Origin of the sequence: Maribacter sp. (assembly GCF_039968975.1) — a bacterium.
Lineage (GTDB): Bacteria > Bacteroidota > Bacteroidia > Flavobacteriales > Flavobacteriaceae > Maribacter.
Genome location: NZ_JBDVOT010000158.1, coordinates 1 through 26,257 on the forward strand (window position 1 = coordinate 1; position 26,257 = coordinate 26,257).

Genomic DNA, 26,257 nt, shown 5'->3' on the forward strand with positions numbered 1-26,257 from the left:
AAAACCAGACGTACATTTTTATTTACCGCTACCATGAGCGGAGCTATAAAACAATTGGTTCAAAATTACATGTCTAAACATGTAGTTCATAAAGAAGCAGATATGGCTACCCTAGGTCATAAAGGTATTGACCATAAATATGTAGTTGTAGAACCTATTGAGAAATTAGAAGTGCTAATGCATTTTTTAAATACCAAAGAGGGACAACAAGGTATTATCTTTTGTAAAACAAAAGCAGCCGTAAATAAGCTAGCAAAGAAACTAGCTATCAATAAGTTTTCTTCTGGAGCATTACACGGTAGCTTAACCCAAGGAATCAGAGACCGCATTATGGGTCAGTTCAGAGAAGGGCATATCAATATTCTTGTAGCAACTGATTTAGCTTCACGTGGTCTAGATGTTAAAGAATTGGCTTATGTGGTAAATTATCATTTACCAGACACCTACGATGCGTATGTGCATAGAACCGGCCGTACGGCTAGAGCGGGGGCAAAGGGACTTTCATTAACCATTCTACAAAAAGAAGAAGTTGCCGAAGTATTCGATTTTGAAAAAGAATTAGGCATTTCTTTCTCCAAATTTCAAAAGGCAGATGCGCAAAGTATTAAAGAAAACAACACCTTACTTTGGGCAAAAAAAATATTTAAGACTAAACCTAATCGCGATATATCAGACGAATTTAAAACCAAGGTCAAAACTATATTTCATCACTTAACCAAAGAAGAATTAGTGGAAAAAATATTAGCAAACCATATAGCCCAAACTACAAGTTTGGACAGTAAAATGAAAGAGCCCAACAGAAAAAAATAACATCGATTATTTTTTAAAAACCGAAAGCCGACCCATTGGGTCGGCTTTCATTTTATGTGTAGTATAAACTTTTACTTATAAATACGCTCTCAACATTTCGTTTTGTGATTTATTGCGAAGTTTACGTACTGCTTTTTCTCTTATCTGTCTTACTCTCTCCCTGGTTAGGTCAAAAAGCTCACCAATTTCGCTTAAACTTTTGGGGTTTCTTTCTCCTAAGCCATAATACAACCGTACAATTTCGCTTTCTCTACTCGGTAATGTATTTAAAGCTTGATTAAGGTCTGTTTTAAGAGAATCCATCATCATATTCGCGTCAGGTCTGTTTGCGTCTTTATTGCTCACAACATCATATAAATTAGATGATTCTCCTTCTTGAAAAGGGGCATCCATAGATAAGTGCTTACCTGAATTTTTTAATGCAAGCTTTACTTGCGTGCTACTCATATCAAGTTCTCTGGCTATTTCAATTGTACTTGGTGGTCTTTGTAATGATTGTTCCAGGGTAGAGTAGACCTTGTTAATTTTACTGATTTCACCAATTTTATTCAATGGAATACGTACCATACGGGACTGCTCTGAAATAGATGATAGTATAGACTGTCTAATCCACCATACGGCGTATGATATAAACTTAAAACCTCTTGTTTCGTCAAAACGTTTTGCGGCTTTTACCAAGCCAATATTTCCTTCGTTAATTAAATCTGAAAGTCGTAATCCGCTACCTTGATATTGTTTTGCCGTAGATACTACAAAACGTAAGTTAGCATTTACTAATGTATTTAGGGCATTCTGATCTCCTTCGCGTATTCTTCTAGTTAACTCCACTTCTTCATCTGCGGTAATCAAATCAATTTTTGATATTTCTTGAAAGTATTTTTCTAATGATTTAGTGTCTCTGTTTGTAATTTGCTTAGTGATCTTCAGTTGCCTCATATATTATTTTTGTTTTTATCGTTACTATAACTTAAACTATTTTTTGATGATATCCTAATGAAATTGATTATTTGTTGAAATTATTTTAATTAATTCTAAAATTCAATTCATAAAATTTAGTAATTTTCTTCAAATTGATGTTATTTTATCAAATCATTAAATTCTAGACAACCATAATACCATGAAAACAACCATCGCTTTATTTATCCTATTATTTTCTAATGCATTTCTTTTGGCACAAACTCCTATGCAATCCTATTTTGAATGGACAGAATTGCCTTTTTCTAAAGAAGAACTAAAGCAACGTCGAGAAAATTTAATGAATATTTTAATCGAAAACGAAAAATCAGGTTTGGCTGTGATACCTGCTAATGACGGATTTTCATTCGGAGAAACTTTTAGACAAGCAGATGATTTTTACTATTTCACCGGTCTAGAATTACCTAACGCTATTCTTGTGCTGAATTTAGAAAATAAATCAGCCTCTATTTTTACTCCTGAACATGATTTACGATTTGAAAATGGCTCTAGAAAAAATGATTTTCCCGGAAGACCTTTATTAAATGACGAAAGTATATCTGATAAAGCTGGTATCAGCCTAGCTTCCATTAAAGATTTTGCGTCTGTAATGAATACTGAAAGTACCAAAGAAAACACCATTTTAATTAATAGTGGACGACAAGGCAATATTAGATATGCATCTGAAGATTACATTGCGACCTATTCTCCTGTTCAAGTGCTTTTACAGGCTTTGCAGAATAAACATAAAGGATTGAAGTATGAAAATATGTACGAAGCTATTGCCAATGTTAGAATGATCAAATCTGAAGCAGAAATAGAAATCATTAGAAAGGCTGCTACCATAACAGTAGAAGGTATTAAGCAATCTGCTAAAAAAATTAAACCTGGGGTAGATGAGCGTTACCTAGAAGGTATTTTGGAAGGTGACTTTAAAATCAACGGCTCTCAACGACTGGCTTTTGGGTCCATCATTAAGTCGGGACCAAATTCTCATTGGCCATGGAGAATATTAGCTACCCACTATAACCGTAGAAATAGAGTGATGGAAAGTGGCGACTTGGTTATTTTTGATGTCGGTTGTGAATATGAGCAGTACGTTAGTGATATTGGAAGAACATTCCCGGTTTCTGGGAAATTTACAGATAGGCAGAAAGAGATTCTTGTAATGGAAACCAATATTGCAGATGAGATAATCAAGTTCCTTAAACCCGGAATTACCTTTAAAGATGTACAAACACTAACCAATAGCATTATTCCTAATGATGCAAAAAAATATATGCAAGTTGGTTTGTTTTTTGGTCACCATTTAGGACTCTCGACCGGCGACCCAAACTTAGCTACCGCAGAATTAAAACCAGGTATGGTATTTACGGTTGAACCATGGTATTACAATCATGATGAAAATATATCTGTTTTTACTGAAGATATGATTCTTATAACTGAAGAAGGTTGTGAAGTGCTAAGTGCCAACTTACCCAGAACCCCTGATGCATTAGAAGGTTTGATGAAGCTATAACAAACTCATTTTAATTTATTAAAAATTAGAATTTAGGCATACATTACTTAAAGTGTTACTCATAGAACTTAGAAACCTCATCTAATGGTTTTCTTTCAATATCCGGAACATAGGTTGGTGTCTTTGGATACCCAACTGGTAACAATAAAAATGCGCGTTCATTACTTGGTCTATTCAACAGTTTTGCTAAAAAATTCATGGGGCTAGGAGTATGCGTTAACGTAACCAAACCTGCATTATGTATCGCAGTAATTAACATACCGGCAGCAATACCAACAGATTCATTTACGTAGTAATTATTTACCTTTTCACCATTCTCACCTAAATCATGTACTTTCTTAAAAACGATTATAAGCCAAGGAGCATCTTCTAGAAATGGCTTATACATATTTGTACCCATTGGCTCCAGATCTTTTAACCAACGTTCGCTCATTCTATTTTCATAACTTTCTTTCTCTTCCGCTTCTGCAGCTTCTCTGATCTTTGATTTCAGCTCCGCATTAGAAACAGCGCAAAAGGTCCAAGGTTGTTTATGTGCACCAGAAGGTGCAGTAGATGCTGTTTTAATAAGCGTTTCAATAACTTCTTTAGGGACTAGTGTTTCTGCATATTCCCTTACGGATCTTCTTTCATCTAGGTGCTTATAAAAAGCCTCACTCTGTTTTATGAGTTCTTCTTGAGATAAAGCATTTTCTTTATAAAGTACATGCGTATGTCCGTTTACAGATATATGAGATTCAGCAGCCATTATTGAAGTAAAATTTTAATTGTTATTTCTATTCTCAAAGATATTGCTTTTTTGAGGTATTGTTTTAATACTACCAACTACTCATTTTATATGCATAGGTCAGTTCATAAGAATTTGGCTAAAACCATTTACCGTGAATAAACACGGTTTTACTTATTCTTCATCCAAATACACTGATTGTTTCAATTTTGCATAAAGCCTAATTCTATATTTATCCTGTAGCTTAAACGAGCTACATAAATTATATTAAATCTTAAAACAACTAGTTATGAGTAAATCAACTTTTAAGATAGGTTTTTGCACTGTTTGCATAATATCTATGTTTATTACTTCTTGCAGTGACGACGACGCTGACTTGACTCTTTCTGAAGATACTTCAACAACTGAAGACTCTGAAACTGTTAGCAGTACTGTAGATTCCAACTCTTATATATTAGCAGTTGCACCAGATGATGGTGTATTCTTAATTGATCATGACGGTAATACATTGTTTGACTGGGACTTTGACGGGGACCAATTGGGCAACGATGCCGAACTGCTTAGCGATGGTAGTTTAGTAGCCACTATTAAAGTAGATAATCCTCAAATAAACTATGGTGGTTATGGGGGTAGTTTTAGAAAAATTAATGCTGACCAAACAATTGATTGGGAAGTTAATTATTCAAGCGACAATTACATATCACACCATGATGTCAACTACTTATCTAACGGCAATATTATTTTTCCTGTCTGGGAAAAGGTAAGTGCTGAAGATGCGCAAGAATTGGGGTTTTCCGGTAATTTTGATATTTACCCAGAAGCCATAATAGAAATGAACCCATTGACACAAGAAATTGTTTGGGAATGGCATGCCATAGATCATATTGTTCAAGATGATGATGAAAGTAAAGAAAATTTTGGGGTAGTAGGTGACCTACCAAATTTAATCGATATTAATTACAATGATGACCAAACCGATGGTGATTTAATGCACGTTAACGGCATTACTTTAGATGAAACGAATGATTTGCTCTATATGACCGTAAATTTCTACAGTGAGGTTTGGGTTATTGATCATAGTACATCAACTGAAGAAGCAGCTTCTGATACCGGCGGTAATTATAACCTAGGGGGTAATTTGGTGTACCGTTTTGGAAATCCTTTAGCGTATGACAACATTGGGGAAGTCACTATGAACAGAGTGCATTATCCAAACTTATTCGATGACAATAAAATGTTGGTTTTCGTAAATAACAAATATGACAATCAATCTGCAGTGGCTGAATATCAGTTAAGTCCGCCGTATGAATTAATTGCAGGTCAAGATAGCGAACCAACAATTACTTGGGAATTTACAGATAGTGATTTATATAGTAACGGATTAGGTAGTGGTGTACGAATGAGCAATGGTAACACACTTATTGCAGAAGGCACTGGCGCCATTTGGGAAGTGAATAATGCTGGAGATGTATTATGGAGATTTACAAATTACAGTAGACCGTGGCGGGCATACGCTTTTACTAAAGATGATGAAGCCATAACAGCTTTGGGTCTATAAAAATAGTTTTTGGTTTAGATTGATTGGTAAGAAAAAGCTCTAGCAGAAATGCTGGAGCTTTTTTGTAAATTAAAATCTTACTAAATTATATCTTTCGTTTATTAGTTGATGCCCTTCACCAATAGTTAATTGACATTCACTTAATTTTCTTTAAAAACACTAATGTTAATGGTAAGTTTGTTTAAATAACAGAAATCTAATAGTTAAACATGAAATTATATTTTAAATTTTTAATACTGTTTGCATGTATAAGCACCCAAGCGCAAAATACAGTAGATAACATAACCTACAACAGTAAATTAGACCAAGACAATGTTTATGTGGAGTTGAGTACTACAGATGAACCTACCATGATGTCTATGTTACACCGAGGCTTCTATGTCTACTTTGATGAAAAAGGTAAAAAGAAAAAGAATGTTTCCGTTCAATATCCTTTAGAAGTTAAAATGCCGCAACGTCCAGATAGAAATGAAAGAGGAAGCGATAATAGAGATGAAGAAAAGGAAAAAAAAGGACCCAATATACCTTTACTAATCGAAGAAATGCCGAAAACTGCCAAATATATTAATTACGATTCTGAGCAAGAATTTCATTTAGACTTAAACAACTTAGGTATCAATATTAGCTATTTATTTAATGAAGAGTCAAAAGAATTAATATACAGACTTTCAATTCCTAAGAGTAGCATAGCGGATAGTGGTACAGAGTATTCAAAACTGTCTATAGGTATCGTTACTCCGAAGATGGAGACACCAAACAAAGATCTAAACTCAAATATAAGTTTTGGAGGGGGCGGACAGGGCAGAGGATCTGGAGGAGGAAGAGGTCAAAGAGGCTCTGGAGGCGGTCAAGGTCGTGGTGGTCGTGGCGGGTCTCAAGGTGGACCATCACAACAAGATGAAAGACCAAAAGAAACTAGTATTAATATTTGGTTCAAGGCTCAAGTAGATTAATATTTTTCATATTCATAATTTTATATTTCATCTATTGATTCAGCCAGTTTGTAGTTATAAAAGTGCTATTTGTATATCATTTTTATAAACACATTTAGATTAAGAGTATTTTTGCATTCTAATTAAAACACAATACCATGAAAAAAGTAATAGCCACATTTATTCTTATAGCTTCTTTTACTAGCTGTAATAGCGTTAAAAATATGGATACTTCTCAAGTATCTAGTGCTGCTCAATTATTAGGTTCTTTAAGCTCTAATTCTACAGTTCAACAAGTATCTAGCTTATTTAGTCTTTTGGATACTAATAATGACCAAGCTATTAGCTCATCTGAAGCTATTGGAGAAGTTTCTGAAAATTTTGATGTTTTGGATACTGATAATAACTCAAGTCTTAACCTTCCAGAATTAGAAGGTATTCTTGGATTATTAAAATAAAAAATAGTTCACATAAAAAAAGGCGTATTCAAATGAATACGCCTTTTTTGTTTCCGTATTTTAAAATTGGCAAAAACTATATTTAATCTGCACTCATAATTTAAATGCAATCTTTTTAATAGAAATACTGCTTTTATAATAATTAAAATGTCCATTTAAATATTTCAAATTTGCATTTCAAAATCATGGTGGATGTCGCCTATAAAAATTATCATATATACTATATTACCCCAAAAATTTGGTGTATTAACCTACAAATTAATAATGATGTTAAATTGATTATAATTAACGTTTAAATTTTATTTTTTCAAATAAGGATGTTGAACTTCAAGAAGACAAAACCTAATTCTTATGAAGAAAATATATCCAGTTACTAGACGAGATTTCATCAAACTTTCAAGTACAGCTGCCGCAGGAGTTGCCATTTTACCAATGGGCGGAGTTAATTTTTCCGATAAAGCACCTGCTCCAATGTTGAGAAGCTTTGGTCGATTAAAGAATAAAGTAACAACTTTAGGTCTCGGAGGTCAGGCTTCTATACAATGGACACCAGAAGGTGTTGACCCAATTCAGATTATCACAAAAGCTTTTGACTTAGGCATTAACTATTTTGATACTTCTAATGTATATGGACCCAGTCAAACATATTATCATAAAGCATTTGAAAAATTAGACTTAATTCCAGGAAAACCTAATTATAATAAAGAATTGAGGGAGTCTATTACCTTAACAAGTAAAACTTTAATGCGTTGGGGAAAACCAGGCTGGGAGGAAAGGGAGAATGTTAGAAACAAATCTCAAGGGGAAGGAATTCAAACTGCTGCCGAAGATGTTAGAAGAACAATGTCTCAGATTTTTGGAGATGGGAAAGGAAACTATCCAGAAGGTTCTTATGTAGATATTATGTTGATACATAGCTTAGAGACTGTTGAAGAAGTTGATGTTTTATATAAAGGAATTGAAACACCTATAAAAGAAGATGAGAATTTTGGAGCCTTAGTAGTATTACGTGATTTTAGAGATGGCACCAATTTTACAGGAACCAATCCTAAAAATGAAAAATTAATTAAACATATTGGGTTCTCAGGTCATAAGAACCCTGTTGCAATGATTGATATTATACAACGAGATAAATATGGCTTACTAGATGCACTTTTAGTCTCCATAAATTCTAATGATCATTTATACTTTAACATGCAAAATAATGTAATACCATTGGCTAAAGCAAAAGGCATTGGGGTTATCGGTATGAAAGTATTTGGTGCTGGTACCATGTACAATAAAGTAGGAGCTTTCTCAAGAACTCCTGATCAAATTTACCGTAAAGTGGGTTCTCCAAGTTTACCAAGCGATAAGCTTATTGAGTACGTATTAACTACCAAAGGTGTTGATACCCTTATTATAGGTATTGGCCAGATTGATGATGACCCATTAAAATGCCAATTAACTCAAAACTACTACGCTTCTCAAGTAAAACCAGAATCTATGCCTTTAAAAGAGCGGAAAGAAATAGAAGCAAAAACGTCACAAATTTCAAATGGTAGAACTAATTTCTTTCAATTAGATAAGATTGATATGACGGCTCCTAGAGAAATTGAAAAAACTGTAGTTGATGGTAAAGTTAAAATTACATGGCAAACCGCGTATGCTGCCGCTAGCCCTATTTCACATTATGAAATTGTAGCAAATAACAAAGTTTTAGGTACGGTTAAACATGAACCACAACTTTTAAAGAGTGAACCATTTACTTTTGAAACTGATGAGTTGAATTTAGAGGCTATTACTGTTCGCACAGTAGATGAAGATGGTTCTAGAGCCTAGTGCTTAATCGTTATAGCAAATTAAAATTACTGCTAATTCATAAAATTTACCCATGTCAAAATTAACATTGCTTAAAAATTGGTTCAAAGAACATAAAGGAACCGTTACAGCATTTTCAGGAGGCGTAGATTCTTCCCTCGTATTATATGTTTCAAAAATGGTCCTTAAAGACCAAGCTATTGGATTAATATCTAATTCTGAAAGCTTGAAAACTAAAGATTATAAAATTGCGACCGATTTTTGTAAAACAAATAATATCAGTTTAAGAGTCATTAAAACTGATGAATTAAATGATCCAAATTATACAGCCAATCCTACTAACAGATGTTTTTTTTGTAAAACACATTTATACGAGGCAATGGTTGATATTATAAAAGATGAATATCCTGAATTCACAATTTTAAACGGTACCAATCAAGATGATTTAGGAGATTATAGACCAGGTTTACAAGCGGCTAAAAACCACGCCATAAGATCTCCTTTAGCAGAACTTCAAATTACTAAAAAAGAAGTTATTGAAATGGCAGAAGTTTTAGGATTAGAAACTGCACATAAACCACCAAGTCCCTGTTTAAGTTCAAGAATACCTTACGGAACTGATGTAAATAATGAAAGACTGAAACAGATAGAACATGCAGAATATCATCTTAATAAATTTGATTTTTTTGATGTTAGAGTTAGGCATTTGGGCGTAGAAGCGTCAATAGAAGTTCCAGAAAATGAAATTGAACGTTTAAGTTCTCATTTTGATGAAATTTCTAAAGGATTAAAAGATTTAGGTTTCTTAAAAGTAACTATTGATGAAGAAGGATTTGTATCCGGAAAATTAAACCGAGTATTGAATGGATAAAACATTTATTATTGATGAAGAGAGAAAGCAGCGTATAGGCTTTGACGAGGTAATTTATGGAGCCTCAAAAAGTGTTGCTTTATTAAAAAACATATTAAAAGAATATTCTGATAAAAATGAAAACGTATTAGTAACTAAACTACAAGAAGATAAAGCGAAGGTTTTATTAAAAATTTATAAAAATGCTTTTTATGAGACAGATTCTGGCATATTTACTTTAGCGAACATAAAAATAGAAGAAAATGGTTCTGCGAAAGTGGGAATTATATCTGCAGGTAGTTCTGACATTGGTGTGGCCAATGAAGCCTATTATACATTAAGCTATATGGGAGTGCAATCACGTATCATTCATGATGTTGGTGTTGCTGGTCTGCATAGGCTACTAAATAAGTTAGAAGAATTAAAAACTTTTGATGTATTAATTGTAGTTGCAGGTTTTGAAGGTGCATTACCAACAGTAATTGGTGGTTTGTTGCCGCAACCAATCATCGGTGTGCCTACTTCAGTAGGGTATGGTTCAGCGAAAGAGGGTGAAACAGCTTTACATGCAATGCTTACCAGTTGTGCAAATGGTATTACAGTAGTAAATATAGATAATGGTTATGGTGCCGCCATGAGTGCATTCAGAATGATTAAATTATTAAATAAATGAATTCGATTTATATAGAACCTTTTTCTGGACTATCAGGAAATATGTTTTTGAGTGCTTTTTGTGAGTTACTTGGTGATTATGACCTTTTAACAGATTTACCTAAAAAATTACATTTACCAGATGGCAAAATTGAAGTTAAATTAGTAGATAAGAATGGGATCAACTGTAAGTATGTTGAGGTTATTGATTTAAATATAGGTAAAGAAGCATCAGAAGATGATCACTCACATGATCATAGTCATGGGCATTCTCATGAGCACTCGCATACGCACAGTCACGATGATGGGCATTCGCACTCACACGAACATTCTCATGACCATCATCACGGTGCACACCGCCATTTAAGTGATATTAAAAAAATAATTGATGGAGCTCATATTAGTGCTAATGCTAAAAAAATAGCACATGAAATTTTTCTTTTAATAGGTAAAGCAGAATCAAAGATTCATGATATGCCATTAGAGACTATTCACTTTCATGAAATTAGTGGTGTAGATTCTATTATTGATATTGTAGGTAGTGCAGTTCTTATTGATAAACTTAATATTTCAAAAGTATATAGCAGTCCTATTTGCACAGGTTATGGTATTGTAAAAACACAACATGGTATGTTGCCAGTACCAGCACCTGCAACAGCAGAATTATTACAAGGAATGCCACTTTATGCAGGTAATGAAGAAGGGGAGAAGATAACCCCCACTGGAGCTGCTATTCTTCGATATTTAAACCCTGATTTTACAAGCAGAGGTTATGTGCCTTTAAAAACAGCATATGGTCCAGGTAAAAAAGACTTTGTGAATGCAAACGTTGTTCGTATTTCATTATTGAAAATTGAAGTAGAGAAAAGCAAAGACAGTTATTTGCAGTTAGAAGTTTCTATTGATGATATGTCTCCTGAATATTTGGGAACAGACTTTCAAGATAGGTTATTAACAGCAGGTGCTTTAGATTTTAGTATCACACAACAATTAATGAAAAAAGGTCGATTTGCTTTTTTATTAAGTGTAGTTCTTCCTCTAGATAATTTAGAAAAAGTATCTAACTATATTTTTGACAATACTAGTACTATTGGTGTTCGGTATTACCCAATAGATCGTATTGAATTACCTAGAGTACAAAAGAAAACTAAAACCGAATTTGGAGAAATTCTCGTAAAGGAAGTTATAACCCCTACAAATAACACAAAAATAAAACCTGAATTTGAAGAGGTAAAAAGAGTATCAAAATTAATAGATAAATCACCTTATCAGGTTAGCAATTCAATTAATATTAATCCAATAAATTCAAAACCATGAAAAAAGTATTCTCTATTTTTTTATTCGCTATTTGTATTCAAGTAGCGCAAGCACACCCAAGTGTTGAACATCATGCACATAACTCATTTATTGAGCAATGGGCTTGGTTTGTTTTTCCTGTAATTGCCATTGCTGCAATAGCATGGAAATTTTTTAACTCACGCTCTAAAAACGTAGTAAAGTAAAAAGAGCCTTATTAACTTTAAGTGAAAAATTAACTAAAAAGAGTGTATCCTTTTCCTTGAATACACTCTTTTTATACTATTAAAAATAAACTTTAAATAAAAGCAATTAAAACATTTATATTAAGTTTTTTATAATGTTATTTATTGATTATACGATGGTAACTCTACCACATAAGACTCTACTGAAGAACCATCTTCACTACCGCTCCAATCAGAACCAAAAAGAACTCTTGTACCTGTTGGACTAATTACGGCGTGCGGCTCTCCCCAATAGTCAAACTCATCTTCATCAGCTCTATGATGCCCTATTCTATACACCTCTACACTACCAGGCTCTACATAGGCAATTACTAGTTCTTGATCTAATAACGCTTGCCCGTCTCCTTCAAAGCCTATCATAGAAGCAGCTATCCATCCTGGGTTTTTATGTGCTATAGCAGAAATATGAGTTCCGGTTTTTGGATAGTCATACCCTAAATCTTCAGAGATGACCGGTAAACAATTTCCTGTATTTAAATCATAGGCTATGATATTCCCAAGGCAACCACCATTTGGTCCAGCATCAAAACTTACTGAAAAGTCAGTATCTGTGCCATCTGCCATTTTACCTAAACAAGAATGTTCTGGCTTACTTTTGTTGAGTCTCGCTTTAAAGTTACCATTGGCATCATAAGATGATACGTTGTGGTAAAAAAGGTTACCACTAGGTGCTGGCATTACTGCCGTATAATTGACATCATCTAAATTAAAGGTTATTAATTCTTGTGTAGACAACCTATAAGAATAGGTTTGGTTATTATCACATCTAAATCCGATTACATCAGAATCCCAGGACATCATCTGTACATCGTTACCCATACTAATACTTCCGGTACAGTTAATTATTTCTTTAAGATTCACAAGTATATCCTTAGTTCTAGATGATACTGTATATTTAATAAAGTCATCCGTAACGGCATCCAAATAATATAAAATATCAGGATTATTAAAATCCCAAAAGAGCTGTTCCAAATCATCGGGTCTAACATCATCAAGGTTTCGAATAAACTCATAGGTAATACCGTTCAATAATTGATGAACTCCATTAGTTTGATCGTACAAAATCATTCTAGTTTCATCTGCATTCCAAGCCTGTATGGTACTATACATTGGCTTTATAACTCCACCAGTACCTGCATCAGAAATTCTTCTAATGATTGTACCAAATGAAGGGTCAACAATTGTTTGCAAATATCCCGGCTTAGCTACATCTTGCATGGGGTGCGGTGATAAGTCGTTCACGATAAGCTCAGTTGCCACCTCTATTGTTGTTGCATTTTCATCGGCTGTAGCTTCTTGACCCTCATCTTGTTCAGATACATCTTCGGTACTTTCAATTATAGGATTACTATTTTCATTTACAGGAAGAATAACTTCATCATTCGTGCATGCCAGCAAGGTAAAACCCACAGCAAATAGCAGTAGATTAGTTTTCATTTTTTTCATAGTGTTTATTTTGGGGTTAGTTTATGTACGTTTAGAACTGATGATTTAGTTGTTAAAACAATGATTTTCCGTAATTTGAGACAGATTTACTAATCTTTAAAATTTAATCCAGAAGATGGTAAGTAGACGAAAAATATAGATTTATAAATCACTAGTTTTTTAAATGAACAAGGCACTCTTTGCACTAATTTTCACACTATATACTGAATATAATAATGTGCTATTTTCTCAGAATACTTTTGATTCAGTATCTATTGATAATCATTTGACTTCTATTTATAAAAAGTTTAGTGACAATAAACATGACTACGCTGGTAAATATGGGGAAGCTAGAGATAGCATTTTAATAAGGTTTCAAAACACATTGGCTATAACTCTTGGAAAGGAATCTTTTTTAATGTTAAATACGATTCGTTATCTAAATACATAAAAATCCTATCATCAGAAGATGATAAACTAAAGATATTTTCTTGGAATGAATTTAGTGGCGGCACATGGCATGTTTATAATTCTATGTATCAATACAAGGTAAATAATGAATTAACCGTTGGGTTTCTTACAACAAAAATTATATTATTACAGATAACACTAATGTTTATCATTATCAAACATGTTATATCGACAAAGATAAATACCTAGTAAAGGCATAAGGTACACACGGAAGTGGTAAAGAATTTTATGTGTTTAGATTATTAGGTTTTAAAGATGGTATTTTGAAAGATTGTAATGGTTGCTTTCATGGGGAAGATAAATTCATCTAAGAAATAGGTCGGGGCAAAGATGAACTGATACCACAATACGACCCAGAAACAAAAGAAATATCTTACCATGAGCTAGTTGAGAATTATATAGGCGGAGACTTAGATTCCCCATCGGGCTTCATGGACGCCACCGGTAAAATTTTAACACTGAACTATAAAGACGGAGTATTTTTACCTCTCAAATAATATTTCATTTCCAAGTAAATACTTCACTTATTTTTTCCAGTGCTAAATTTTAGCAGCTAATCTACAAGCCTGATTTATTGCACGTTTAGCATCTAATTCTACAGCAACGTCTGCTCCACCAATAACATATGTCTTTATACCTTTTGCTTGAAGTGGTTCTAATAGTTCTTTAAACGGCAATTGCCCGGCACAAATGATAATAGAATCTACTGCAAGTAACTTTTGCTCATTGTTTTGGATATAATGCAAGCCTTCATTATCAATTTTAGTATACTGCACTTCATTGATAAACTGTACTTTTTTCTTTTTTAAGGTAGATCTGTGAATCCAGCCTGTGGTTTTACCTAACTTACCACCAAATTTACCCTTACTACGCTTAAACATAAATATTTCTCTAGGCGATGGATGAATTTCTGCCTGAATATTTTCTATACCGCTACGAGCTTCTAAAGTTTTATCAATACCCCATTCTTTAAGCCATGCATCAATATTTAAAGCGGTACTTTCCCCTTCATGTGCTAAATATTCAGAAACATCAAAACCGATTCCTCCTGCACCGATAACCGCTACTCGTTTACCAACCGGTTTTTTATATTTTAAGACATCTATGTAATTTAATACCTTGGCGTGGTCAATTCCTTCTATTTTGGGGCTTCTTGGTTGTATTCCGGTAGCCACAATAATCTCATCAAAATTGTCATTTTGCAAGTCATCTGCAGTTACTCTAGTATTCAGTTTAACCTTTACGTTATGCAGCTCTAACTGCTTTTTAAAATATCTTATAGTTTCATAAAACTCTTCTTTACCGGGAATTTGTTTTGCTAGATTGAATTGTCCTCCAATTTCACTTTCCGAATCTATCAATGTTACATCATGACCACGCTGCGCAGCAACGGTAGAAGCTGCCAAACCTGCAGGACCAGCACCCACAACGGCAATTCTCTTCTTTGTTTCTGTTGGCTTATAATTCAATTCCGTTTCATGACATGCACGCGGGTTCACTAAACAACTGGCTACCTTACGTTCAAAAACATGATCTAAACAAGCTTGATTACAACCTATACATGTATTTATTTCATCGATTCTATTACCTTTAGCTTTGTTTACCCATTCTGAATCTGCCAAAAATGGGCGTGCCATTGAGATCATATCTGCATGACCTTCTGCTAAAACTTTTTCAGCCGTTTCTGGCATATTAATTCTATTAGAGGTTATTAACGGAATAGACAATTCCTCTTTCATCTTTTTAGTAACCCATGTAAATGCAGCCCTAGGCACAGATGTAGCAATGGTTGGTATGCGTGCTTCATGCCAACCAATACCTGTATTGATGATGGTAGCACCAGCTTTTTCAATTTCTTTGCCCAATGCAACTACTTCTTGCCAGGAACTTCCCTTTTCGACCAGGTCTAACATAGATAGTCGGTAAATGATGATAAAGGCTTTGCCAACAGCCTCTCTTGTCTGTTTAACAAGTTCTATTGGCAAACGCATTCGGTTTTCATAGCTACCACCATAATTATCGTTGCGCTTATTTGTTCTATCGGCAATAAATTGATTGATCAAATATCCTTCTGAACCCATAATCTCTACTCCGTCATAACCTGCTAATTGAGCTAATTTGGCTGAATTAACGAAATCGTTGATTGTACGTTTAATTCCAGATTGTTTTAGTTTAAATGGTTTAAAAGGGGAGATGGGTGATTTAATTGCGGAAGGAGCAACGGCAAAAGGATGATACCCATACCTGCCCGCATGTAGTATTTGCATACATATTTTACCATCTTCTTTATGTACGGCATCAGTAATGACCTTATGATGCGATGCATGTTTCTTTGTACTCATTCGGGCAGAAAAAGGACCAGTCCATCCTTGTATGTTAGGTGCTATACCTCCAGTAACTATTAGACCTACACCGCCTTTGGCACGTTCAGCAAAATAAGCGGCTATTTTTTCCACTCCATTTTTTTCCTCTTCTAATCCAGTGTGCATAGACCCCATTAAAATTCTATTTTTAAGGGTGGTAAATCCTAAATCTAATGGCTCAAAAATGTGTTTATACTTGGTCATTTTACTAATGGTTTTATTTCACTTACTATGCATGCATAATAGTTGAAGATACACTTAATAACTGAACATTTTGTGAGTAGCTATAAATTACACCGAAAAATGATTATTGATTATTTAAAAATATAACCATCTTCAACGTTCTTAGAAAACAGAATTCAATTCTATTTTTTATTGATTAGAATAAATAAAAAGCCCCTATTAAAACAATAGTTTTAATAGGGGCTTACTAATTATAAACTCTTTTAATATTACTCTTTACTTGCTTTTGCAAATTTATAAGTAACACCAATGTTTAAACCAAATGATGAATAAGGTACTTTTTGAGAAAGTTCTTGAGTAGGATCTGTATTAGTATTAGATAACTCGTCTACATATGTAGTATTTCTATTAAAACCTTCTGGTAGATTATCAATGGTAAATAAACCACTAACGGCAACAGTTCCATCAGGTAGTTTAACATCTGTATTAAATTCAGAGATTTCTGAATCTTTACGCTTTAAACTAATACCATAATATTCAACTTCTGCAAAAATGCTAAAATTAGAATCTAAGTCATACTTATACCCAAGTGCACCTACAAAACCTAAAGGAAAATGACCATGAAAATCTTCTTTATAGTTTGTTTCAGAATATGATCCGTTTGGAACTCCAAAAGCTTCTGCTTCTGCTTCAGAAAAAACAGATTTCTGATAGATAACTCCTTCTGTTTTACCACCTAATTTTAATAAAGCCCCAAAACGACCATATATATTATTGGTAAATTTATAAACTACTGATGCAGAAGCTCCAAATGCACGTGCTCTTGCTACAGCATTTACCTCTGTACTTGGTAAATCAACAATTGATACATCTTGGTCTGTACCTTGTAAATAACCTACACTAAGATCTACACCAAAAGAATCATCAAAGAAGTAAGTTCCTCTAAGTTGAAAATTTGTTCCTTCGCCGTAACTACCATACGAGTTTTCAGTTGAAGAAGCGTCAATGCGTTCTCCTAATTTCATGGTTGCGCTACCAATTGCATAACCTGAACTTGCAGATACTTGCCATTGTCCGTAAGATACCGAGCTTAATAAAAAAGCTGCACAAACAGCGATTAAGTGTTTCATAATAAATGATTTATAAGTTGAAAATTGATTAACCTAATTTTTTGTCAAGTAAAAAGAAAACCACATAAACACCTCATAAAAAATGTTTATAAACTATAAAACTTAAATGAATCTTTACGAGTTTAAATGTACCCTTTAAATTAGTCTATCAAAGTTACTTTATTAGGAAAAGTTCTTAGATCTATGTTTTTGGTTTAACACTCTGACTAATATTTACATTTTATTTAGATATAAATTTTATCAAATATTTAATTTCAAAGCATTAAAACATACTTATCTGTAATATTTTAATAAATCACACTATTGAACACCTCTAATTCTTGGAAGTACATCTAGCTAATAATCCATGATACATTCGTACATAATACGTACTAGCCATTAGAAAGTAGCAAATAAATTATTCTAAAAACGGACTAGCATATTTTTCCTCGTCATAAACGTATTATCAATAAAGCATTGTTACCCTCGCAATGGTCTTAATCCGATAAATAGTAGCGTATAAATAAATAAAAGCAATAAATACCATGTATTACTAACCAAATCTAAATAATCTATTTTCCCTTTAGAGAAACTTAAAATCATTAAAACTTGTGCTCCATAAGGTAATAGTCCTTGAAAAATACACGCAAAAATATCTAAGATCGAAGCAGTTTTCTTATTATCTAAATAGTACTCGTCATTTATAGTTTTTGCAATAGGACCGGCAATTATAATTGACACCGTATTATTGGCAATTGCCATGTTAATTGTACTCACCAAAGTGGCTATACCAAATTGTGCGGATTTCTTATTTTTAATCAGCTTTCTAATATTGACCAATATAAATTCAATTCCGCCATTTCTTGCTACCAAGGCTGCCAGCCCGCCGGTCAACAAAGACAATAGAAATATTTCTGTCATATTGGTAAATCCCGCATAAGCAATCTTAGCGGATTCAATTAACGTGAAGTCTCCATAAACAATACCTAATGCAACTGCTGCTAAGGACCCCAACAAAAGCGTTACAAATACATTAACTCCTACAATTGACAAAACAATTACTAATACATAAGGTAAAATCTTTACAATATCATAGTTATAAATAGTGTTTTCAGATACGGCGGACTCTAATCCCAATCCTTGAAAAATTAATATTGCGATGGTAAATACTGCAGCTGGTACCGCTATTTTGATATTCTGTTTAAATTTATCGCTCATTTTACAACCTAAAGATTGTGTTGCCGCTATGGTGGTATCTGATATAACGGATAAATTATCACCAAACATACTACCACCCAATAACGCACCGCATAGTATTGCCAGCTCTGCATTACTTTCTTCTGCAAAACCTACCACAATAGGTGCCAATGCAACTATTGCACCAACTGAAGTTCCTGTTGACACCGATAGAAATCCGGCAATAATAAATATACCTACATATATGTATTGTATGGCTATAAGATCTAAACCAAGATTTACAATGGCATCTACACTACCGGTTTCATTAGTAATTGCCGCGAAAGCGCCTGCTAATAAATAGATAAGGCACATCGTCAATATCTTATCATCGCCACAACCTTTTAAAAGCATATCTATTTTATTTGAGATAGGCTCCCTAAAAATGATGAATGCAACTACAATACCCATAATAACTGCAATAGGAGCGGGTAGTGCATAGAAATCATTCTGATAGATGCCTACCCCTAAAAAAGTAAATACAAATACAAACAGGGGTATTAATGCCGAAAATTTTGGTATGATCTTTTTAGCAACTTCCATTTCTTTTTATTTTAATAAAAAAGGAATAGCAAAAATTAGATGGATCATGAATTAACATTTGTTCCAATTAATGGCTTATCTATTTAGCACCTTGCTTGTTATTGCAGGTTGCTATCTCCTTTTTTTGAGATTCTTGATAACAATTTTAAGGCGGCAAATTTAGGGTTTAAATAGTTCTAACAAATCTTAAAAAAGGTTAAATTATTCTCATAAAATTCTTACTTATTAATTAAGCATATACTGCTTAACAATTACATAAAATTTAACTTCAATTACTATTTTATTAACAACCTCATACAATTAAATAAACGAAGTTTGAACACCATAACATTTAACAATTCAGCTATTTACGTATGATTATAAATTACTTCAAAGCTTTATTCATATCCTTTTTATTTCTTTTAATCGTTTCATGCTCTACTGAAATAGAAGAGTTAGGTAAAGATTTTGAATGTGATAAACTAGACTTATTTTTCTCTAAAATTGAAGATCAAAATTTAGGAATGGGCAGTATTTCTATTTATAAAAATGGTAAGGAAGATTATCAAAACTCCTTTGGTTTTATTGATAAAGAATATTCTATCAAAGCCAATATAAACTCTAAATATAGAATCGCTTCTATTTCTAAAATGTTTACCGCAACTATGATTATGCAACTTATCGAAGAAAGCAAATTAAGCTTAAAAACTACATTAGACCAATACTTTCCTGAAATACCAAATGCAAAGACTATTACTATAGAACAATTAATGAATCATAGAACCGGACTTTTTAATTTTACTGAAGGTGATTATGAACCAGAAGAAAGAATTCAAAATTCATCAAGACAGAAACTTTTAGAAATTTTCATTAAAAACGGAACTAATTTTAAACCAGGTGATAAGTTTGGATATTCAAATACCAATTACTTATTGTTATCCTTCATAATTGAAGATATTGAGGAAAAAACTTATGCTACTTCTTTCAATGACAGATTAGCAAAACCTTTAGGGCTCAATAATACCTATAACGGAAAAGAAATAGATGCTACAAATAATGAAGCGTACTCTTATCAAATTGAAAATGACGAATGGGTACGATTGATTGAAACTCATTATTCAATTCTTCAAGGTACTGGCTCAATAGTTTCTACTGCCGCTGGGGTGAATAAGTTTTATAATGCTTTGTTTAAAGGAGACTTGATTTCCGAAAATTCACTTCTTAAAATGACAACTATGGTAGATGGTTACGGTTACGGCATCTTTACTATTCCCTTTTACAATAAAAACGGATTTGGACATGATGGTAGGGTAGACGGTTATCAATCTTTAAGTATTTATTTTCCTTCAGATGATGTAACGCTTACCTATTTATCTAACGGTGTAAATATGGCACCAAATGATATTGTTATTGGTGCTTTAAGTATTTTTTCTGGTTTAGAATATGATTTACCTAAAAAGTAAATTTAAGTTTGGCTAATAGGGCGCTGTAGCCATATTTAAAACATTGGCAAGAATAATAAAATTAATTCAGCTTACCTTTTTACCATACATATGATAGTTAATTAAATCTATTGAATGATGCATATCGGTTTTGGTAAAAGGCTTGGTAATAAAATCTACACAACCAAGTTCTCTTGCCACTTCTTCAAATTCTTGCTTAGTAGAGGTAGAAATAAAAGGTAATTTATTACTGAACATTTCTAAGAATGAAAGACCATTCATACCAGGCATCTCAATATCAGAAATAACAAATTGTGGCTTGTTTATTTGAATATGAACCCACGCATCATAAGAGTCTTCAAAAGTTGTTACTTTACCAACTAAGGGATGAGTTTTGGCGAGCTTTTCTGCTAACGACAGCCAAAGATGGGAATCATCTACTATAACTAGTTCTAGTTTCATGCTAATAGAGTTTAAAGGGTGAAAAGTACCCTATTGTCTCAAAATGAAAAATTAATTCAGTTGAAAGGTGTAAAAGTTTCTTTATGTGTTAATTTTTTACATTAAATACCAAACCAACTTCTGAATTAAAAAAATGGAAAGTACTTTTTTTATAAAGCTTAGGTTTCCTAAATCTGACATTTAATTTTCTCTTTTAGAATTTATTTAAGAAGCTATTTTTAGATTTTCTTGTTTTTTAGGTATTGTAAAAAATACACTAGTACCTTTATTAGGTTCGCTTGCAACCCATAATTTACCACCATTACTTTCTACCATATCCTTACATATAGATAATCCTAAACCAGTACCTTTCTCATTATTGGTACCATATGTTGATTTAATATGTTTTTTTTGAAAAAGCATAGCTTGTGTTTCTTTATCCATACCAACCCCATTATCGGCAACTTCTATTTGTAGTTCATCATCTTTCTCTATAACACTAATAATTATTTTACCTTGTTTATTGGTAAATTTAATGGCGTTACTAATTATATTTCTGACGATAATAGTAATATGATTGCTGTCACTATAACTAATGGTATTTATTGGTATATTATTTATAATATTAATTTCTTTCTTTTTAGCCAATGGAGTCAATATTGAAACTGTCTTCTTTACAATTGCGCAAACCTTAATATTAGAACTATCTAATACAGTGCCTTTCATTTGTGTTTTTGCCCATATTAATAAGTTGTTCAACATTTCAGAAATACCTTGAATATCACTTAAAGCTTGTGGAAAAAAAGTATTGTAATCTTCTTTACTAATAGTCTCATTAGAAGTCATTTTCATTAAAGTGTAGAAAGAATTTATAGGTCCCTTTAAATCATGGGCTATAATAGAAAATAGTTTATCTTTTGTTTTATTAGATTCTTCTAATTGTGCTTCACGCATTATTAAAGCATCTTGTTTTTGTTGTAATATTTTATTGTATTTTTTTTGAAGTTTCCCTGTTCTATATAAAAAAACAAGAAATAAAGAAACAATGGCTAGTGCTGTAATTGCTATATAGACATATATTTTTTGTTCAGCAATAGCTTTTTCTTGATTCTCTATTAATTGTCGTTTTTCATTCTCGTACTTTGTTTTACTGCGTAAAATTCCAAGTCCTTTTTTAAATTTTTCTGTTGAACTTTTCTCATATAATTCAAGATAAGTAGATTGATATTTATAAGCTAATTTGTCTTGACCCTTGAGATGGTACACTTTAGACAAAATTAAATTTGATTCTTTGATTGATTCCGCTATTTGTTGTTCTGTAGATTTAGCTAAACCTTTTAACCCGTATTCTTCAGCCTTCTCTATATTATTCATTTTCAAATAACACTCGGCTAAACCTTTGTATACAAGTGTATATCCGTAACTAAAATCTATTTCATCGCATAATTTTTCCGATTTCAAATAATAATCCAGAGCTTCCTCAAGTTTATTTTGTTTTAAAGCTAAAGACCCTTTCTGCTCAAAAGCATGAGACATCCAATCTATACTATTTTGCTTTTTAAAAAAATCTAAACTCAAATCAACCGTTCTTTCAGCCTCTTCAAAATCTCCCATTTGTGCATATACAGATGCCATATTAATTAGGGTGTAAGCCAATACTTCATCATTCTCTTGCTCTGTACTTAATTTTCTTGCTTTGACTAGAAATGTTAAGGCAGTCTCATTATCATCATTAAGACCATATAAATTAGCAATATTGACATTGATACCTATCATTCTATCCACATCGTTAATCTCTGTGGCGACAGCTAAAGCTTCTAAGAATTTAGTTAAGGCTTTAGCATCCTCTCCCTGTAACCAATAGTCAAGCCCTATATTATTCAATGCTGCTAACTTTGGCTTATTAAGTTTATATGAATTAGCTATATCTAGAGCTTTCATATTATACTCATAGGCTTTTTCTATTTTGCCTTCCTCAAAATACAAATATGCATAGGTAGATAATGCTGTGCTTTCACCAGCCTTATAACCAGTTTCTAAGCTTAAATCATACCCTTCTTTTATCAAAACATAAGCACTATCAGTATTTGATCTAACTTTTAATTTTGCTAATTCTAGCACTAAATTTATATATTCTTCATTCGGCTGTTTAAAATCTTTAGAAGCTTTTAATTCTTCAATCTTCACTAAAGTACTTTGTTCAGATTGAGCGAATATTGCAACAATACCAAAAAGCATCAAAAAAATTGAAACATAGAAATGGCTCGTAGTAAGAAATACCTTTTTCATCATTTAAATTTTCAAAAAAGATACTTTACATTAATAGAATAAAAATATTAATGTTGTGAAACACTTTAATTTGTAAGTAAATTCATACAAATTGTATGTATTTGAATTTAATTTTATTAAAATTCAAAGTAAATCATCCAGAGAATTATCAACTCAAATACATACAACCATTATAATTTCTATGGAGATTAAAAATTATAGCTTTCTGAGATTAAAAACACCTATTAAACCGATAATTAAAGTTATTAGTAGTGTTGGCAATACTAACTTCAACCAACTAAAATTATAATCTAGTTGGTAGAATTTTAAATCGTGTTTTGTCCAGTCTACTGAACTCTCAGATTTTTCACTGAAGATTTTGTCATAAAAGCCCAGTCTTAAATTTTCATGAAATTTGGTTAATGCATCTAAAAATCCTAAATGACTTATCATATCTGTGCCTGCTAGGTGATTCATACTTAATTGTGCATGCATAGTTGGTATAAACAGGGCTGCTTTTTCACTTACAGTATTACGTTGCATAATTTTCTTTGTCATTTCTTCACTGGTTTCTTTAGCTGCTAAATCTCCCATATGCTGCATGCCATAATACCAGACCCAGCTAAATCTATCTTGCGGTACTTCATAATTTATGTACTGGGGATAGGCTTCTATAAACCCGTTCATGGTAACATCTTTTTCCATATCCCATTTTTCATGATAACCATCTCTCTGCTCTACCATTGCATTTAAGGCTTCTGGCACTTGGTAGGTGTTGATCACATAGTTATTCACTAATGCAGGAATCAATATGGTCAGTACTACCCAAATGGAGATTAACGCCAATGCATTAAAGCTTGAATTTTTTAATAGAGATACCATCCAGAAACATAGAGCGCTCCAAAACATTAAATACAAAATACTTTGTAGAAAAATAGCCCAGAAATTAGCGTTCATTGAAATTTGTAAGATAGTACTTGCCAAAAACATAAGCACAATTAAAACCGCAAATACAAAGAGTATTCTCACTACCATTTTTTTGAATAAAAACTCAGCTTTTCTTGATGTCTGTGCGGCTAAAATTCGCCAAGTACCCAGTTCTTTTTCTTCTGAATATAGATTAAATGTCATGGCTATCAGTACCAATGGAAACAAGTAAATAATTACAAAGCCCAAGTCTAAATTACCCGACATTAATAATGACGGATTCTCAAAATCCGTATCATATTTTTGCCCTTCAAGACCACGAATGGTTACGGCTTGTAATAGCGGATTAACATCACTCTGCCCTATAGAAATTGCACTTATATTTTCAGGCTTTTTTGCCAAAGTAAAACGCAAATAATATAAGAGCAGACCTAAATCTTCACTATGGTATTCTATGTTCTTTTTAATACTTTCTTCCTGAAATACTTGGGCTGCGGCTATGGTCTTCTCTTGTTTTACCAAGTATTGTTTTCCTATAAGAATGCTGATAACCCCAACAGACAGTAACAAAACAAGACTAACCAAAAATATTTTCGTTCTAAAAAACGATTTAAATAACAAACTAAACATCTATATGGCTTTTAGGTTTGTTGACAATTTTAATAATCCAAATACGGATAAAAGACTCCATAATAACAAGGCAATCAAAGAGGTCAACTCATTTTTAAATACCTCTTTTATACTCAAAAAATGATATTCAAAAGGAGGAAACTCTTTCCAGTAATCACTAGATATAGTATCAGGTCCTTCTTTGCCTTTGTTCGGAATAAAATCCATCTGAAGCTGATTCATATCCTGAGCTAATTTGAAACGATAAGTTTCTGCCTCATCCTTAAAATGAAGAAAAGATTGAAAATCTGTGCCAGAGAATGCCATTGATAAATTTTTAATTGCAGAATACGGATTTATGAATGCAGAATAACGCTCTAAGTTGTTTTGTTTATGATATACTTCATAAAGTTCTTCTTGATGTTCTAGGTAAACTTCAACACTTAATTCCTCGCCCTTAGACATTACAAATCCTCCGTAATTAAAAGGAAGATCTTCAACTTCTGTAACCTTATTAACTAATAAAACAGAGTCTTTCAATGCCTTGAAATGTGGGTCATCTGGATTGTGACTATCTCCCAACATTACTAAATCATGCTCTACAGCAGTTTCCATTTCTATTTTAGAAGGAGTAGGGTATAGGTAGAAACCCATTGCTTGCAATGACTTTGGCACTATAATCACAAATAACAGCCAAATACCTAACAGCTTTACCAAAGCGCCTTTAGCAGTTGCGCTAAAAGCGGAAACCAAAATAGTTATGGCACTTAATATACCGAAGAATAAAAAATAGGAAATAAGCAAAACCCCATACCTCAATAAACTATCGGTATGCATACTATCATGGGATTCTAACAGAACAAAAAGAAGCAATACCAAGAAAATAGAGGTCAGAAAAATGAGCGACAGGCTCCATAGACCCAACCATTTTCCAAAAACGATTTCTTTTCTTGTTATTCCTTGTCCTATTAAAAGTTTGAGCGTTCCGTTTTCTCTTTCTTGAGCTATGGTCGCAAAGCCCAAATAGAAAATTAATAACGGAACGATAACTTTTAGTAGCATTGCTAGGCTTACTTCCCCAAAACGTAAGAGCCCGGTAGACATACTCGCTTCAGAAAAATTAACGGTATTCTGTTTATGTGCCTCCAAGAAAACGGCATTACCCACAAAATTTTCCATTCCAAGGTCAAACACACTTAAAACGTGTTTTAGTCTAAGTGCAAATGAGCCGTAATGAGACATTCTATGCGGATGTTTATCTGGGTTGTTTTCCCAACTTTCTTGAACTTCCTCTTGAATTTCGTCTCGGGTAAAATTTTGGTCATGATAATTCTCCCAACCACTATACGCAGAAAAGAGTAGCAAGAATAGCATCAAAGTAGATGCTATCAACATGACCTTAGATCTAAAGGCATCTTGCCATAATTGGCGCGCTAACAATTTTATTACGTTTTTCCTCAT

General features: G+C 32.9%; 22 protein-coding genes and 1 riboswitch. Of the genes, 12 read left to right on the top strand and 10 right to left on the bottom strand.

Annotated features, from left to right (window positions below; genetic code table 11):
- Nucleotides 1-810: DEAD/DEAH box helicase (locus tag ABJI11_RS10690; protein WP_348351967.1), on the top strand; the 810-nt coding region annotated here is incomplete at its 5' end.
- Between the two features lie 75 nt (nucleotides 811-885).
- Here ABJI11_RS10690 and ABJI11_RS10695 read toward each other — a convergent pair.
- On the bottom strand, nucleotides 886-1,746 hold the full coding sequence (locus ABJI11_RS10695; RefSeq protein ID WP_348351969.1) for an RNA polymerase sigma factor RpoD/SigA: 861 nt from the start codon (nucleotides 1,744-1,746) through the stop codon (nucleotides 886-888).
- A gap of 181 nt (nucleotides 1,747-1,927) precedes the next feature.
- Here ABJI11_RS10695 and ABJI11_RS10700 point away from each other — a divergent pair, with 181 nt between their 5' ends.
- A complete protein-coding gene (locus tag ABJI11_RS10700) occupies nucleotides 1,928-3,283 on the top strand; it encodes a Xaa-Pro peptidase family protein (RefSeq protein ID WP_348351971.1) in 1,356 nt (451 codons plus the stop codon).
- 55 nt (nucleotides 3,284-3,338) lie between these two features.
- Here the strand turns inward: ABJI11_RS10700 and ABJI11_RS10705 are convergent, their stop codons facing one another.
- Nucleotides 3,339-4,031 (bottom strand): nitroreductase family protein, encoded by a 693-nt coding sequence (locus tag ABJI11_RS10705; protein ID WP_348351973.1) that lies wholly within the window; start codon nucleotides 4,029-4,031, stop codon nucleotides 3,339-3,341.
- Between the two features lie 268 nt (nucleotides 4,032-4,299).
- Here ABJI11_RS10705 and ABJI11_RS10710 point away from each other — a divergent pair, with 268 nt between their 5' ends.
- The 8 genes from ABJI11_RS10710 to ABJI11_RS10745 all read left to right on the top strand — a co-directional run bounded on the left by ABJI11_RS10710 (nucleotide 4,300) and on the right by ABJI11_RS10745 (nucleotide 11,761).
- Nucleotides 4,300-5,568 carry an aryl-sulfate sulfotransferase gene (locus ABJI11_RS10710; RefSeq protein WP_348351975.1) on the top strand — a complete coding sequence of 423 codons (1,269 nt, stop codon included), beginning with the start codon at nucleotides 4,300-4,302 and terminating at the stop codon, nucleotides 5,566-5,568.
- Between the two features lie 209 nt (nucleotides 5,569-5,777).
- Nucleotides 5,778-6,521, top strand: coding sequence for a hypothetical protein (locus ABJI11_RS10715; RefSeq protein WP_348351977.1), 744 nt, complete (start codon nucleotides 5,778-5,780; stop codon nucleotides 6,519-6,521).
- 137 nt (nucleotides 6,522-6,658) lie between these two features.
- Nucleotides 6,659-6,958: a hypothetical protein gene (locus ABJI11_RS10720; protein ID WP_348351979.1), complete on the top strand. Its 300-nt coding sequence runs from the start codon at nucleotides 6,659-6,661 to the stop codon at nucleotides 6,956-6,958.
- Between the two features lie 351 nt (nucleotides 6,959-7,309).
- Entirely contained in the window at nucleotides 7,310-8,779 is a 1,470-nt protein-coding gene (locus tag ABJI11_RS10725) for an aldo/keto reductase (RefSeq protein WP_348351981.1), read from the top strand.
- Nucleotides 8,780-8,831: 52 nt separating this feature from the next.
- Nucleotides 8,832-9,629, top strand: coding sequence for an ATP-dependent sacrificial sulfur transferase LarE (gene larE, locus ABJI11_RS10730; RefSeq protein ID WP_348351983.1), 798 nt, complete (start codon nucleotides 8,832-8,834; stop codon nucleotides 9,627-9,629).
- Nucleotides 9,622-10,281, top strand: coding sequence for a nickel pincer cofactor biosynthesis protein LarB (gene larB / locus ABJI11_RS10735; protein WP_348351985.1), 660 nt, complete (start codon nucleotides 9,622-9,624; stop codon nucleotides 10,279-10,281). The genes larE and larB overlap by 8 nt, the downstream gene beginning before the upstream one ends.
- The gene (larC, locus tag ABJI11_RS10740) at nucleotides 10,278-11,576 is read left to right on the top strand and encodes a nickel pincer cofactor biosynthesis protein LarC (protein WP_348351987.1); all 1,299 of its coding nucleotides are present in this window, start codon (nucleotides 10,278-10,280) and stop codon (nucleotides 11,574-11,576) included. The genes larB and larC overlap by 4 nt, the downstream gene beginning before the upstream one ends.
- A complete protein-coding gene (locus ABJI11_RS10745; RefSeq protein WP_348351989.1) occupies nucleotides 11,573-11,761 on the top strand; it encodes a hypothetical protein in 189 nt (62 codons plus the stop codon). The genes larC and ABJI11_RS10745 overlap by 4 nt, the downstream gene beginning before the upstream one ends.
- 141 nt (nucleotides 11,762-11,902) lie before the next feature.
- Here ABJI11_RS10745 and ABJI11_RS10750 read toward each other — a convergent pair whose 3' ends face one another.
- Entirely contained in the window at nucleotides 11,903-13,246 is a 1,344-nt protein-coding gene (locus ABJI11_RS10750) for a hypothetical protein (RefSeq protein ID WP_348351991.1), read from the bottom strand.
- A gap of 163 nt (nucleotides 13,247-13,409) precedes the next feature.
- Here ABJI11_RS10750 and ABJI11_RS10755 point away from each other — a divergent pair, with 163 nt between their 5' ends.
- A complete protein-coding gene (locus ABJI11_RS10755; RefSeq protein WP_348351993.1) occupies nucleotides 13,410-13,676 on the top strand; it encodes a hypothetical protein in 267 nt (88 codons plus the stop codon).
- Nucleotides 13,677-14,235: 559 nt separating this feature from the next.
- On the opposite strand, the gene ABJI11_RS10760 is transcribed toward ABJI11_RS10755, so the two are convergent.
- The 3 genes from ABJI11_RS10760 to ABJI11_RS10770 all read right to left on the bottom strand — a co-directional run bounded on the left by ABJI11_RS10760 (nucleotide 14,236) and on the right by ABJI11_RS10770 (nucleotide 19,130).
- The gene (locus ABJI11_RS10760; RefSeq protein ID WP_348351995.1) at nucleotides 14,236-16,263 is read right to left on the bottom strand and encodes an NADPH-dependent 2,4-dienoyl-CoA reductase; all 2,028 of its coding nucleotides are present in this window, start codon (nucleotides 16,261-16,263) and stop codon (nucleotides 14,236-14,238) included.
- Between the two features lie 248 nt (nucleotides 16,264-16,511).
- A complete protein-coding gene (locus tag ABJI11_RS10765; protein ID WP_348351997.1) occupies nucleotides 16,512-17,372 on the bottom strand; it encodes an outer membrane beta-barrel protein in 861 nt (286 codons plus the stop codon).
- Between the two features lie 459 nt (nucleotides 17,373-17,831).
- Entirely contained in the window at nucleotides 17,832-19,130 is a 1,299-nt protein-coding gene (locus ABJI11_RS10770) for a Na+/H+ antiporter NhaC family protein (protein WP_348351999.1), read from the bottom strand.
- A gap of 47 nt (nucleotides 19,131-19,177) precedes the next feature.
- Nucleotides 19,178-19,275: riboswitch (SAM-I-IV-variant riboswitch) on the bottom strand.
- Between the two features lie 208 nt (nucleotides 19,276-19,483).
- Here ABJI11_RS10770 and ABJI11_RS10775 point away from each other — a divergent pair.
- Nucleotides 19,484-20,572 carry a serine hydrolase domain-containing protein gene (locus ABJI11_RS10775; RefSeq protein ID WP_348352001.1) on the top strand — a complete coding sequence of 363 codons (1,089 nt, stop codon included), beginning with the start codon at nucleotides 19,484-19,486 and terminating at the stop codon, nucleotides 20,570-20,572.
- A 66-nt stretch (nucleotides 20,573-20,638) separates the two neighbouring features.
- On the opposite strand, the gene ABJI11_RS10780 is transcribed toward ABJI11_RS10775, so the two are convergent.
- From ABJI11_RS10780 to ABJI11_RS10795, 4 genes are all read right to left on the bottom strand, one after another.
- On the bottom strand, nucleotides 20,639-21,013 hold the full coding sequence (locus ABJI11_RS10780; RefSeq protein WP_348352003.1) for a response regulator: 375 nt from the start codon (nucleotides 21,011-21,013) through the stop codon (nucleotides 20,639-20,641).
- 204 nt (nucleotides 21,014-21,217) lie between these two features.
- Nucleotides 21,218-23,284: a tetratricopeptide repeat protein gene (locus tag ABJI11_RS10785; protein ID WP_348352005.1), complete on the bottom strand. Its 2,067-nt coding sequence runs from the start codon at nucleotides 23,282-23,284 to the stop codon at nucleotides 21,218-21,220.
- A gap of 192 nt (nucleotides 23,285-23,476) precedes the next feature.
- The gene (locus ABJI11_RS10790; protein ID WP_348352007.1) at nucleotides 23,477-24,817 is read right to left on the bottom strand and encodes a DUF3526 domain-containing protein; all 1,341 of its coding nucleotides are present in this window, start codon (nucleotides 24,815-24,817) and stop codon (nucleotides 23,477-23,479) included.
- Nucleotides 24,818-26,257, bottom strand: a complete 1,440-nt coding sequence (locus ABJI11_RS10795; RefSeq protein ID WP_348352009.1) for a DUF3526 domain-containing protein — start codon at nucleotides 26,255-26,257, stop codon at nucleotides 24,818-24,820.